The organism is Paenibacillus sepulcri (assembly GCF_042647105.1).
In the GTDB taxonomy this organism is placed as follows: Bacteria; Bacillota; Bacilli; order Paenibacillales; family Paenibacillaceae; genus Paenibacillus_Z; species Paenibacillus_Z sepulcri.
Genome location: NZ_JBHRUP010000001.1, coordinates 1,206,025 through 1,218,707, shown reverse-complemented (window position 1 = coordinate 1,218,707; position 12,683 = coordinate 1,206,025). Strand labels below are relative to the sequence as shown.

The following is a 12,683-nucleotide window of genomic DNA, read 5'->3' as shown; positions in this document are numbered from 1 at the left end:
ATGAAGAAATTGCAAGGGAGGTGTGAGTATGTTTACAGGTCTGATTGAGGAAATTGGCGCCCTGAAGCGAAGCTATAAGCAGGGGGAAGCGATGATGATGACGATCGAAGCTGCCCGCGTGCTGGAGGATGCGGCGATTGGTGACAGCATCAGCGTAAATGGCGTTTGCCTGACGGTAACGGAGCTGTCGGGTTCAACTTTCACGGCAGATGTGATGCCGCAAACCTTTCGCCATACCAACCTGAAGGACACACGGCCAGGCGACAAGGTCAATCTGGAGCGGGCTATGAAAGCAGGGGGACGCTACGGCGGCCATATTGTTCAGGGACATGTGGATGGGACAGGAACCATTGCTACCCGGACAACGGATGCAAACGCGGTTGTTTTTACGATTCGGCCGCATGACAGCGACTTGATGAGGTATGTAATTCCGCAAGGCTCGATCACTGTTGACGGTATCAGCCTGACGGTGGTCGATGTGGATTCCATTGCTTTCACAGTCTCGATTATTCCCCACACGCTTCGCGCGACGGCTCTGCAGCTGAAACAGGCGGGCAGCAGCATCAATATCGAATGCGATGTACTGGGCAAATATGTGGACCACCTGCTCCACTTCAAAGGCGGAGCTAAAGAGGGAGCAGCTAACGGCGCAGGCGGCGGCAAGCAGGCGGCCGGCTCCAGAGGGATTACTGCCGCGTTTTTGGCTGACAATGGCTTTTATTAAACGACCGACACCTAGACGATAAAGGAGGATACCAGCATGACAGAAGAGCAGCAGAATTCGTATTTAAAGGAAGACGAAGTATTTGACAGCATCGAAGCCGCGATTTATGATCTTATTCTGGGCAAAGCGGTTATCGTTGTGGATGACGAAGACCGCGAGAATGAAGGCGATCTGATTGCGCTGGCTGATAAAGCAACGCCGGAAATCATTAATTTTATGATTTCTGAAGCCCGCGGCCTTGTCTGTGTGCCCATCACCCAGGAGCGTGCCGAGGAGCTGGAGCTGCCGCCGATGGTCACGCATAATACGGATTATCACGGTACAGCCTTCACCGTATCCGTTGACTATATATCCACATCGACAGGCATTTCCGCAGGCGAGCGCTCACAGACGGTCAAGGCTTTGATGAATCCGAATACCAAAGCCGCCGATTTCCGCCGCCCGGGCCATATCTTCCCGCTCATAGCCAAAAAAGGCGGCGTCCTGCGCCGTACCGGGCACACGGAAGCCGCTATCGACCTGGCCCGGATGTGCGGTTCCGCACCCGCTGCGGTGATCTGTGAAATCATTAAAGAGGATGGCACCATGGCCCGGCTGCCCGACCTGGTGGAATTCAAAAACAAGCATAACCTGAAGCTGATCACCATCCAGAATTTGATACATTACCGCAACGAGAAGGAAAAGCTTATCGAGCGTGCGGTTGATGTCAATCTGCCGACTGATTTTGGTGTATTCCGCGCTGTAGCCTATACGAATGAGGTGGACAACAAGGAGCATGTGGCCCTTGTTAAAGGCGAGATCGATCCCGACAAGCCGACACTGGTTCGTGTCCACTCGGAGTGTCTGACCGGCGATGTGTTCCATTCCCACCGCTGCGACTGCGGTCCGCAGCTTGAAGCGGCGCTCCGCCAGATTGAGGAAGCCGGCTCCGGCGTCCTGCTTTATATGCGTCAGGAGGGCCGTGGAATCGGTCTGATCAACAAATTAAAGGCCTATGAGCTGCAGGAGCAGGGATTCGACACGGTTGACGCGAATATTAAATTGGGCTTCGCTCCCGATTTGCGGGAATACGGCATTGGCGCTCAAATCCTGAAAGATCTGGGCATTCGCAAAATGCGTCTGTTAACCAACAACCCACGCAAAATTAAAGGGCTTGAAGGTTATGGAATAGAAGTGGTTGAACGTGTTCCGATTCAAATGGTATCCAATAAGAACAATGAGAAATATCTCCACACCAAGAAGGAAAAGCTGGGCCATTTGCTGGAATTTGAAATTTAATTTCTTGCCTTATAGAGGCAAAGACAAACCCAATTATGGAAGGATGACATCAAAATGCCGCATATATATGAAGGACATTTAATTGTAAATGAAGGTCAACGCTTTGGAGTCGTCGTTGGACGGTTCAATGAATTTATTTCCAGCAAGCTGCTTGGCGGCGCGCTTGACGCTTTCAAGCGTCATGGCACGGATGATGCCAATGTGGAAGTGGCATGGGTTCCAGGCGCATTTGAAATCCCGCTGATCGCCCAGAAGATGGCAGAGAGCGGAAAATACGACGCCGTCATAACCCTTGGCGCGGTAATACGCGGATCGACTCCTCATTTTGATTATGTATGCAATGAGGCAGCCAAGGGAGTCTCGGCTGTAGCGCTGAAAACCGGCGTCCCGACAATCTTTGGCGTTCTTACTGTGGACACGATCGAGCAGGCTATTGAGCGCGCGGGTACGAAAGCGGGCAATAAAGGATGGGAAGCGGCGGTAACGGCCATTGAGATGGCTAACCTGACCAGACAGCTGCAAGGGTAAGGAGGGGCTTGGCCGTCATGACGGTAACATACAAACTGGAAGCGTTCGAAGGTCCGCTTGATCTGCTGCTTCATCTGATCGATAAAGCAGAGATTGACATTCACGAGGTATCCATCAGTGAAATTACGGATCAATATATGGATTACTTAAGTGCAATGCAGGAGCTGGAGCTGGAAGTTACGAGCGAATTTCTCGTTATGGCGGCTACCTTGTTGTCCATCAAAAGCAGACAGCTGCTTCCGAAGCCGCCGGTTATCGAGGATGATTACGACATGTGGGAAGACGATGGTCTGGACCCTCATGACGAATTGATTGCGAAGCTGGTGGAATACAGGAAATTCAAGCAAATTGCGGAGCAGCTGCGGGAGCAGGAATTCGAGCGGAGCCTTCTGTATACGAAGGAGCCGGAGGATCTGACGCCGTTCATGAAGGCTGAGCCGGTTAACCCCATAGAAGGGCTGCATGTCGGAGACCTGATCAAAGCGTTCCAGAAGGCGCTGCGCAAAGCGGTCAGACGGAATATGGTGTCGACTATTCACCGGGACGAGATCTCGGTGAAGGACCGCATCCGTGATATTATGGACCTGCTGCGCGAGCATGAGACCATCCGCTTCTCCAAGCTGATTCGCGAGGAGATGGGCCGCCATGAAATTGTCGTTACCTTTCTGGCCATTCTGGAACTGATGAAGATGAAGCAGGTTACATGTTTTCAGCATCAATTATTTGACGATATAGTCGTTCATTGGAGAGGAGAAGCAGTAGAAAGTGGAATTCTCGAAGTTGAAATCGATTATTGAAGGCCTGCTGTTTATGGCTGGAGACGAAGGCTTGAGCGTCAAGCAGCTGGCGGATATTTTAGAGCTGGATGCAACGGTAGCCTCCGATATCGCCAAGGATTTGATGAAGGAATTAAAGCAGAAAAAACGCGGTATCCAGATGTCATTCGTTGCCGGCGCGTTCAGATTGACGACAAACCCGGCCCATTCCTCCTATTTTGAGCGGATGGCCTATACGCCGACAAGATCAAGCCTGTCGCAGGCGGCGCTGGAAACCTTGTCCATTGTGGCATACCGGCAGCCGATTACACGCGTGGATATCGAAGAAATTCGCGGCGTCAAGAGTGATCGGGCCCTGCATACGCTGGTTGTCAAAGATCTGATTGAAGGCGTGGGTCGTGCGGAAGCGATTGGACGGCCGATTCTGTACGGGACGACCAAATCATTCCTGGATTATTTCGGATTAGCCAGTCTGGATGCGCTGCCCGAGCCGGCGGAGGTCGATGATGATTCGCTGGACGAGCAAACGCAGCTGCTGTTCGACAAGCTGGAGAACCGTCAGATTACGATTGATGAAGTGCCTGATGCAGCACATGATGATGAAGCATGAATGAGATTTGTCCGTTAGGTCATACTATATCCGACCAATTATAGGGAAACGGGGGAAAGAAGCCCATGCTAGGGTACCCGCTCGGATGGATGATCGCGGCAGGTCTCTTTTTTTTGCTCTTGTTAGCCGCTGCACTTTCGCCTGTCGTGATTCGTGGTCATGTGAAGCGGATCGGTCAGGATGATCAGGCTGAGCTGCAGATTCGCGCACTTATGGGATTGGTTCATTACCACTGGAAGCTATCCGATATACGGAAGAAAGAAAAAGGTCTGGAAGTGAAAAAAGAAGCGGCCGCGGAGAATCTTGGTGGAAGCAAACAGCAATCATCTACCGATCATTTGGATTCACAAACGGCTATGAAGTCTTTTCAAACCGTTATACAGATACTGGGCCAAACCAGAGATCTGTTCGGGTGGGCCAGGCGGACCCTCGGACATATTCATGTAACCGAATGGAAATGGCATACGGCAGTGGGTACTGGCGATGCGGTATGGACGGCCATGGTAACCGGGTTCATCTGGTCGGCCAAAACAACGTCGATTGGCCTGTTATCTCAGCTTATCCGCTTGACTCATGATCCTGTGCTCACGGTACAGCCTCTATACAATCAGATTTATTTTGCAACAGAAGGCCGGTTTAAAGCAAGAATCCGTCTTGGTTACGCGATTTATGCCACTATCGTATTGATGTACCGCCTGAAGAAGGTCAAGGGAATTCCCAAGGGTCTGGTTGGTTGGCAGCGTATTTTAATGCGTGCCTGAATCACATAAAGGATGCGGCTTGGGGGAACGCTAAAGACTGCAATGTGCAGGTTGGGATTTGACGATATGATTGATCTTAAGGAGGATAACCCAGTGGCAGACCATCCGATTCAAGGCTTAATGCAAACCGCAATGGAAAATATTAAAGAAATGGTGGATGTAAATACCATCGTTGGCGATCCCGTCCAGACTCCGGACGGAAGTGTTATTATGCCGATATCCAAGGTAGGCTTTGGTTTTGTGGCAGGCGGCAGTGATATCCGGTTTGATCATGAGACCGAGCACCATTCCAAGCAGCATGAAGGACATTCGGCATCCGTGTCGCTTCCCTTCGGAGGCGGCAGCGGCGGCGGCGTATCCATCACTCCTATCGCTTTTCTGGTGGTAGGCGTCCATGGCGTCCGTATTGTACCTCTTGATAACCAGACTCATCTTATGGAGCGTGTCATTGACTCAGCTCCGAAGGTGTTTGAGAAAATTCAAAGCATGTTCCAGCGGGACGATCTGGATATTGATCGTGATCGTGATCGCGATCGCGATTCATCGCTTCATATTGACCGGCACGACCGAACCGAAGGAAAATATATCTAAAAAGACTCCGCGTCTTAACGGGCTTTGGAGCTCGTAAACGGATAGCGCCTATAGAAACCGTTCATCCCCGGCGGTTTCTTTTTTTACGTGCTGGTCCGGTCAACAGGACAAAGGGCATAACCAGACAGCTTGTTCATATAATAGTACAAGACCCATTCATCAGAGATTACATATGCTTAAAAGCAGTGGCTGAGTCACAATGAAGCGAGTTTTTGGTATTCAAGGGTGGTTATTCGATGAAGACCACCAAAAACTCTAAGTTTAAGCTTACGTAGCGAGTTTTTGGTATTCAAGGTGGTTATTCAATGAAGACCACCAAAAACTCTAAGTTTAAGCTTACGAAGTGAGTTTTTGGTATTCAAGGGTGGTTATTCAATGAAGACCACCAAAAACTCTAAGTTTAAGCTTACGAAGTGAGTTTTTGATATTCAAGGGTGGTTATTCAATGAAGACCACCAAAAACTCTTTAGGAGGAAGCGTATGAGGCTTGTCCGTTTATTGATTGGTCTTACGGGGATTGTAACCCTTGCATGTTCAGGGATCACTGGTATCGGTGTCCCGCTTGCTGCATATGCCGACGCTCCGGAGCCGATTACGACACATGCGAAAGCTGCCGCTCTCATCGATGTGGAATCCGGGCGTCTTCTATACACCTCCCAGGGTGATGAACAGATGAAAATCGCCAGCCTGACCAAAATCATGACGGCCATTGTGGCCATTGAGCATGGCAAGCTCTCGGATATGGTGAAAACAAGCAAGCGGGCGGCAGGCAGGGAAGGCTCATCGATTTATTTGAAGCTGGGCGAGGAAATGAGCTTGCAGAATATGCTTTACGGTTTGATGCTGCGCTCCGGCAATGATGTGGCAACGGCGATTGCCGAGCATGTAGGCGGCTCCGAGGAAGGCTTCGTCCACATGATGAACGATAAGGCACAGATGCTGGGGATGACGAATTCACAATTTATGAACCCGCATGGACTTGATATCGAAGGTCATTATTCAACGGCCAATGATATGGCCAAGCTGACCGCTTATGCGCTGAAGAATCCGACCTTCAAAGAGATTGTGAAAACCAAAGTGAAAACGGCTCCCAATCCAAATGATGAATGGGATTATACATGGAAAAACAAAAATAAAATGCTCACGATGTATGATGGGGCGGATGGCGTGAAAACCGGCTACACCAAACAGGCGTTACGCTGTCTGGTCAGCTCGGCGACAAGAGAAGGCCAGCAGCTGGCCGTTGTGACGTTGAACGACGGCAATGATTGGCTTGATCACCAGAAGCTGCTGGATTGGGGCTTTGCCAACTATCCGCTCGCCGAGATCACCCACAAGGGACAGGCGGTTAATGGCTATCCCTTGTCCGTAGGACGCACAATGCTTTATCCGTTTGCGGAGGGGGAGAAGGAGCAGCTTCGCTCCAAGCTGGTGCTGACCGATTCCAAGAAGACCGAGTACTTGCTCGGCGAGCGGGGGAAAATTGATTGGTATATGGGGGATGTGAAAATCGGCTCTACTCCTGTATATGAACCAAAGAGCAGTCGAATTCAGCAAACTCAGCAGCCGGAACGGACACCTGCGGACGAGAGAGATGCCGATCCCACTGCCGCGAAGCCGGCAATGCATTCTTTTGGCAGTGCGTTGAAACTGACACTCTCTATGTTATTTGGAGGGAAGGAGAGGGCAGGATGGTAAACTGGATCTGGTTATTTTTTATTGCGATCAGCTTTGTTGCCGCGGTCATTAATGGTCGTATGGAGGCCCTGACGGAGGCGGCCTTCGAGGGGGCCAAGAACGGGGTATCGGTCAGTTTCGGCTTAATCAGCGTCATGGTGCTGTGGCTGGGATTGATGCGGATTGCCGAAGACGCCGGTCTCCTCCGCAAAATGGCCTCGCTGCTGCAGCCCGTGGTGCGCTTCCTGTTTCCGGATGTCCCCAAAGGGCATCCGGCGCTCGGCTACATTATGAGCAATATGAGCGCCAATATTCTGGGACTCGGCAATGCGGCCACGCCCATGGGCATCAAAGCCATGCAGGAGCTGCAGAAGCTGAATCCCGACAAGGAAACGGCAACGCCCGCCATGTGCACACTGCTCGCGCTCAATACTTCCAGTATCACACTGGTGCCCACTACCCTGATTGCTATCCGGATGACCTATGGCTCGGCGCATCCGGCCGAAATTGTCGGGACTACCCTGGCTGCAACACTGGTGGCCACCGTAGCTGCCATCGCAGCTGACCGCTGGTACAGAAGCCGCGCTAAGCCGCCGAAATGGACGGACAAGGACGGAGGTCATATTGATTCGCCTGTAAAGGAACCTCGTGAGTTCATTGCTCATGACGGCGGTCCGCCTAACGGAAGCGTTGGCAGCGGAAAGGGTGAGGTTCTTGTATGAATGGATAACGGTGATATCGGCCTGGATGATCCCTTTTATTATCGTATTTATTCCGCTGTACGCCGCCTTTCGCAGAATTCCAGTCTACGAGACGTTTCTGGAAGGTGCCAAAGACGGCTTCGGCACAGCCGTCAACATTATTCCTCATCTGGTGGGGATGATGGTTGCCATCAGCATGTTCCGGGCTTCGGGAGCGATGGATATGCTCGCTTCTTTGATCAGTCCCCTGCTTGATCAGCTGGGCGTACCCAGTGAAGTGCTCCCCCTGGGCCTGCTCAGGCCTCTGACCGGAGCGGGCTCGCTCGCTTTTACTGCGGAGCTGATCAAAACCTTCGGACCCGATTCGATGATAGGACGCATGGCCTCGACGATTCAAGGGAGCACGGATACGACCTTGTACGTGCTTACTGTTTATTTCGGAGCGATCGGCATCCGCCGCAGCCGCTATGCCCTGAAGGTTGGGCTTTTCTCCGATCTGGTCGGCTTTATAGCTGCTATTATCATCTGTTTATATGTATTTGGATGAAACAATCGCTCAAAGCCCGTTAAGGGGCTGCATGATCTCCTTCCAAAGAGACGGCAGCCTCCCTTGACGGGCTTCTTTGATCAACCTTTCCTTTGCTGCCGCTTTTAGGGTATTATGAAGGATGAGGTGAAAGCATTGGAACGTTTACAGAAAATTTTGGCGCATGCGGGCGTGGCTTCACGGCGCAAATGCGAAGAGCTTATCTTATCCGGACAGGTTGAAGTCAATGGCGAGCCTGTTACAACGCTAGGGGTGAAAGCAGACCCGGCCGTGGATATCATTACAGTAAAAGGCAAGCCTATTAAGAGCGAGAAAAAGCTTTATCTGGTTCTTAACAAGCCTAAGGGGGTCATTACGAGCGCAAGCGATCCGCAGGGACGCACGATCGTATCCGACTTTCTGCATGGCATAACGGAACGGGTATATCCGGTCGGAAGACTGGATTATGATACGGAAGGGCTTCTGCTTCTGACGAACGACGGGGAGTTTGCCAATCTGCTTACCCATCCCAGCCATCATGTGCCCAAGACCTATTGGGCAACCGTGAAGGGCGTGCCTCACGGCAGCTTGCTGGAGAAGCTGCAGAACGGCGTCATGCTCGAGGACGGAATGACGGCTCCCGCCGAGGTAGAGTATCATGATGTGGATACGGAGAAGAACCAGTCTACGATATCCATTACGATTTATGAAGGCCGCAACCGCCAGGTAAGGCGTATGTTCGACGCGATCTCCCATCCGGTGATTCTGCTGCGCAGAATCAAATTCGGAGAACTTAGTCTGCTTGGACTAAAAAGAGGGAAGTATCGTCATTTAACACCCAAGGAAGTTGAACTCCTGCTAAAATCTGCTGTCAAGACACATAAAATTCAAAAATAACGAGCGGCGGCAATCTCAATTGCCGTCGGTTTTCGTTATAATCAATATGACACGAAAGCGAACTGTGATTAGCTTGTCGGGACTATACTTTTTATGCATAGGGCGGTGAATAATACGCATGAAATCAAACCGCAGAGCCATACAAATTACTATCTTTCTTGCTGTGCTGCTGCTGGGCGGCTATGCGATCGGCAATGCTCTGTTCGCTTCAAGCGACGGTCTGCCGCGTAAAGGAGATAAACCGCCGAGCTTTGCCCTTCTGGGCATCGACGGCAAGACGCACAGGCTCTCAGATTACAAGGGTAAAGCGCTTGTGGTTAATTTCTGGGGAACCTTCTGTCCGGGGTGCGTAACGGAAACGCCGGATCTTCAGAAGCAGTACGAGCAGCAGGGAGACAAGCCCTTTGAGATTATCGGGATTAATTTGGGCGAAGACAAATTGACGGTTAATAATTTCATCAAACAGTACGGAGTAAGCTACACGATAGTACAGGATGAGAATCGCAAAGTGGAGCGCCAATATGGTTTGAAATCGTATCCGACAACTTTTTTTATCAAACCGAACGGAACGATTATGGACATTTTCGTCGGGCCGATGACGGAAAAGGACATTGATGAGCGCGTCACGAAACTGCTTCAGTCCTGACCGAGGGAGGTCTTTTTTCTTGTTGGAATTTGAAAATACAAAATGCGAATGCGGACATCAGAATCCAGTCGGGACCGTACTCTGTGAGAGCTGCGGCAAACCGCTGGATGGCAAGGAAGTAGACATTGATACGCCCCTTGAAATGCGGTACGACGGAATAGCGCGCCGATCCCAGAAGAGCAATCAATCCGTCATCGACAAGGTATGGAGTTTCTTCTCTTCCGTGAAGATTGCCGTTCGCTTGATTGTGATTACGCTGATCGCCGCGATGATCGGAACGATTTTCACACAGGAGAATGCCTTTATTTCCTTTGACCCCACTACATATTACGAGGATCGTTACGGGTGGATCGGGAAGTGGTATTATAAGCTGGGATTTTCCAACACTTACGAGTCGTGGTGGTTTATCGGGCTGCTGGTGATGATCGGAACATCCCTGGTCATCTGCAGTTTGGACCGTGTGCTGCCGCTCTACAGGGCGCTTAACAAGCAGCAGATCCGCAAGCATCCGCAGTTTCTCACCCGGCAGCGTACGGTATTTGAGACGCAGCTTCAGGAGGAAGACGCGGAGAAGCTGACCGCCCAGATCGGCGAGAAGCTGAAGCGCAAGCGCTATCGCGTAACCCGCGAGGGAACGGCTTTGCTGGCGGAGAAGAATAGATTCAGCCGATGGGGGCCATACATTAATCATATCGGTCTGATTGTATTCCTCCTTGCCGTGCTGCTGCGTTCGCTACCGGGCTGGGCCATGGACTCCTATGTGACCGTTCCTGAAGGGGAGACGGTGCAGATTCCCGATACGAGCTACTACATCAAGAACGAGAAATTCACGCTTGACTATTATACGGACGCCGAGCTGCCCGACGCGCTGAAAGGGACGGCAAGAGCCAAGCTGTATGAGACGCAAGCCGTTCTCTATACCTGTACGGCGGATTGCGATGATCCCGCTGCCGGCCCCAAGCTTAAAGAGGTCAACCGGCACAATATCATCGTGAATGATCCGCTCTCGTATAAAGGACTCAAAGCCTATCAGTTCGGTTTTGACGACACACCCAAGCTCAAAGCGGTCAAACCGGTGCTTGTAGACAAAGCAACCGGTCAAACCTATGGGCCGTTCAATCTGGAGATGCGCAATCCGGAGCTTGAGTATAAGCTCGGTCCCTATACGCTGCAGTTGAAGCAGACCTATATGGATTTTACGCTGGACAAGAACGGGCAGCCGGGAACCAAGTCGTCCGAGCCCAACGCGCCGGCTTTTGTTTTTCTGATCAAGGGACCGAATTTGCCGGCGACCGGCGAGCCATACATGTACTTTCCGAAAGAAGTGGATAAGCAAACCTTCAGTCAGGATGTCATAAACGGTAAAATCGGCGAGCAGTTTGAAATCAAGGTTGGATCAATGGAAAATGTAACATTTGCCGGTATCATTACCACCCTTAACATCCGTACTGACCGGGCCATGCCGTTCATATGGACGGGGGCGGGAATATCCATGTTTGGTTTGCTGATCGGCTCCTATTGGCAGCATCGCCGCATTTGGCTTCGCGCCGACGCGAACCGGCTGCTGCTCGGCGCTCACACAAACAAGAACAATTACGGCATGCGTGCCGACGTCGCGGCCGCACTTGGCAGTGCCGGCATCGTCGTGGAGCCAAAGTCGCTAGATAACGGGGGGAACACAACGTGAGTTCACTACTTACTTTCAGCAGCGACATTTTTCTGGTCGCATTTTTCTTATACTGCTTCGGGTTTATCTTCTATATCATCACGGTTGCAGGAGCGAAATTCAGCAATCGCGATCCCAAGGCGCATATCCGCCGCTGGGGGCGCATCTCCTTTGTCGTATCGCTGCTTGGGTTTATCTCGCACCTGACGTTCTTTATTACGAGGTGGATCGGAGGAGGACATATCCCGACAAGCAATATGTATGAGTTCATGACTTTCCTCGCCATGGCCGTCATGTTTGCTTTCATTGTAGTGTACGCGATTTACCGAAAGCCGCTTATCGGGGTGTTTACACTTCCGCTTGTAGTTTTTATCGTCGCTTACGCTTCCGTATTTCCACAGGAAGTTCAGCCGCTTATTCCCGCGCTCAACTCCTACTGGCTGAAAATCCACGTCACAACAGCGGCGCTGGGGGAAGCCTTCTTCGGAGTCGGCTTTGCGCTGTCGCTGATGTATCTGCTGCGTACGGTTGATTTCAAGGAAACCGGAGCGAGTGCGCGCCGGTCGCAGCGCTGGATTGAGCTGGTAATGTTCGTCGGAATCGTTCTGATCGGATTTCTGGTATCGGTATTTGCCTTTCGGGCAGCCGGATATGAAGCGACTTTCACCCAGGAAACGGTCAGCATCAGCGATGCGGGTGTCGAAAGCTCAAAAGTCGAGGATGTTACGTATACCACACCACCAATTTTCAAGCCGTACAATAGCCAGGTCACTTCCATGGATTCCTTCCTTGGCATGAAGGACGGCCTGTTTGAAACGCCGCATTGGATGCAAGGGGTAGATGCGGCCCGCAAGCTGAACACGATCGTTTGGGCGATCATTGCCGGTCTCATCCTCTATGGCTTGATCCGGCTTGTGATCCGCAAGCCGATTGCCGCTGTTATCCACCCGCTGACCCGGGCTATAGACCCTGATGATCTTGACGAAATCAGTTACAGGGCGATAGCGATCGGCTATCCGATCTTTACGCTAGGGGCGCTCGTATTCGCGATGATCTGGGCATATGAGGCCTGGTCCCGCTTCTGGGGCTGGGATCCCAAAGAGGTATGGGCGCTTATTACCTGGCTGTATTATACCGCTTTTCTGCATTTGCGCCTGTCGCGCGGCTGGCATGGCTCCAAATCCGCCTGGCTGGGGGTTATCGGCTTTATCGTGGTCATGTTCACGCTGGTGGGAGTTAATCTTGTTCTGGTTGGTCTGCATTCCTATGCAGGCGTCGATTAAACCTATCATGAGAGGAGTC

14 protein-coding genes are annotated in these 12,683 nt (G+C 51.4%); all 14 read left to right on the top strand.

The annotated features are described in order from the left end of the window. Window positions 1-28 precede the first annotated feature (28 nt). The gene (gene ribE, locus ACFOLF_RS05585; protein ID WP_210041656.1) at window positions 29-724 is read left to right on the top strand and encodes a riboflavin synthase; all 696 of its coding nucleotides are present in this window, start codon (window positions 29-31) and stop codon (window positions 722-724) included. Window positions 725-760: 36 nt separating this feature from the next. Beyond that, a complete protein-coding gene (locus ACFOLF_RS05580; protein WP_210041654.1) occupies window positions 761-2,002 on the top strand; it encodes a bifunctional 3,4-dihydroxy-2-butanone-4-phosphate synthase/GTP cyclohydrolase II in 1,242 nt (413 codons plus the stop codon). A 54-nt stretch (window positions 2,003-2,056) separates the two neighbouring features. Continuing rightward, window positions 2,057-2,530: a 6,7-dimethyl-8-ribityllumazine synthase gene (ribH, locus tag ACFOLF_RS05575; RefSeq protein WP_210041652.1), complete on the top strand. Its 474-nt coding sequence runs from the start codon at window positions 2,057-2,059 to the stop codon at window positions 2,528-2,530. A 17-nt stretch (window positions 2,531-2,547) separates the two neighbouring features. Continuing rightward, window positions 2,548-3,327 carry a segregation and condensation protein A gene (locus ACFOLF_RS05570; RefSeq protein WP_210041650.1) on the top strand — a complete coding sequence of 260 codons (780 nt, stop codon included), beginning with the start codon at window positions 2,548-2,550 and terminating at the stop codon, window positions 3,325-3,327. Continuing rightward, the gene (gene scpB, locus ACFOLF_RS05565) at window positions 3,296-3,916 is read left to right on the top strand and encodes an SMC-Scp complex subunit ScpB (protein WP_210041642.1); all 621 of its coding nucleotides are present in this window, start codon (window positions 3,296-3,298) and stop codon (window positions 3,914-3,916) included. Before ACFOLF_RS05570 ends, scpB begins: the two co-directional genes overlap by 32 nt. A gap of 65 nt (window positions 3,917-3,981) precedes the next feature. Beyond that, window positions 3,982-4,677, top strand: a complete 696-nt coding sequence (locus ACFOLF_RS05560; RefSeq protein WP_210041633.1) for a DUF2953 domain-containing protein — start codon at window positions 3,982-3,984, stop codon at window positions 4,675-4,677. A gap of 93 nt (window positions 4,678-4,770) precedes the next feature. Then, window positions 4,771-5,268 carry a GerW family sporulation protein gene (gene ytfJ, locus ACFOLF_RS05555; RefSeq protein WP_210041626.1) on the top strand — a complete coding sequence of 166 codons (498 nt, stop codon included), beginning with the start codon at window positions 4,771-4,773 and terminating at the stop codon, window positions 5,266-5,268. 480 nt (window positions 5,269-5,748) lie between these two features. After that, on the top strand, window positions 5,749-6,966 hold the full coding sequence (locus ACFOLF_RS05550; protein WP_210041617.1) for a D-alanyl-D-alanine carboxypeptidase family protein: 1,218 nt from the start codon (window positions 5,749-5,751) through the stop codon (window positions 6,964-6,966). Next, the gene (locus ACFOLF_RS05545) at window positions 6,960-7,667 is read left to right on the top strand and encodes a nucleoside recognition domain-containing protein (RefSeq protein WP_210041615.1); all 708 of its coding nucleotides are present in this window, start codon (window positions 6,960-6,962) and stop codon (window positions 7,665-7,667) included. The genes ACFOLF_RS05550 and ACFOLF_RS05545 overlap by 7 nt, the downstream gene beginning before the upstream one ends. Then, window positions 7,660-8,193, top strand: a complete 534-nt coding sequence (locus ACFOLF_RS05540) for a spore maturation protein (RefSeq protein ID WP_379114571.1) — start codon at window positions 7,660-7,662, stop codon at window positions 8,191-8,193. The genes ACFOLF_RS05545 and ACFOLF_RS05540 overlap by 8 nt, the downstream gene beginning before the upstream one ends. A gap of 135 nt (window positions 8,194-8,328) precedes the next feature. Beyond that, window positions 8,329-9,069, top strand: coding sequence for a pseudouridine synthase (locus tag ACFOLF_RS05535; protein ID WP_210041613.1), 741 nt, complete (start codon window positions 8,329-8,331; stop codon window positions 9,067-9,069). A 118-nt stretch (window positions 9,070-9,187) separates the two neighbouring features. Next, on the top strand, window positions 9,188-9,715 hold the full coding sequence (locus ACFOLF_RS05530) for a redoxin domain-containing protein (protein ID WP_210041611.1): 528 nt from the start codon (window positions 9,188-9,190) through the stop codon (window positions 9,713-9,715). A gap of 19 nt (window positions 9,716-9,734) precedes the next feature. Then, window positions 9,735-11,402 carry a cytochrome c biogenesis protein ResB gene (resB, locus tag ACFOLF_RS05525; protein WP_379114573.1) on the top strand — a complete coding sequence of 556 codons (1,668 nt, stop codon included), beginning with the start codon at window positions 9,735-9,737 and terminating at the stop codon, window positions 11,400-11,402. Next, window positions 11,399-12,664 (top strand): c-type cytochrome biogenesis protein CcsB, encoded by a 1,266-nt coding sequence (gene ccsB / locus ACFOLF_RS05520; RefSeq protein ID WP_210041607.1) that lies wholly within the window; start codon window positions 11,399-11,401, stop codon window positions 12,662-12,664. The genes resB and ccsB overlap by 4 nt, the downstream gene beginning before the upstream one ends. Window positions 12,665-12,683 lie beyond the last annotated feature (19 nt).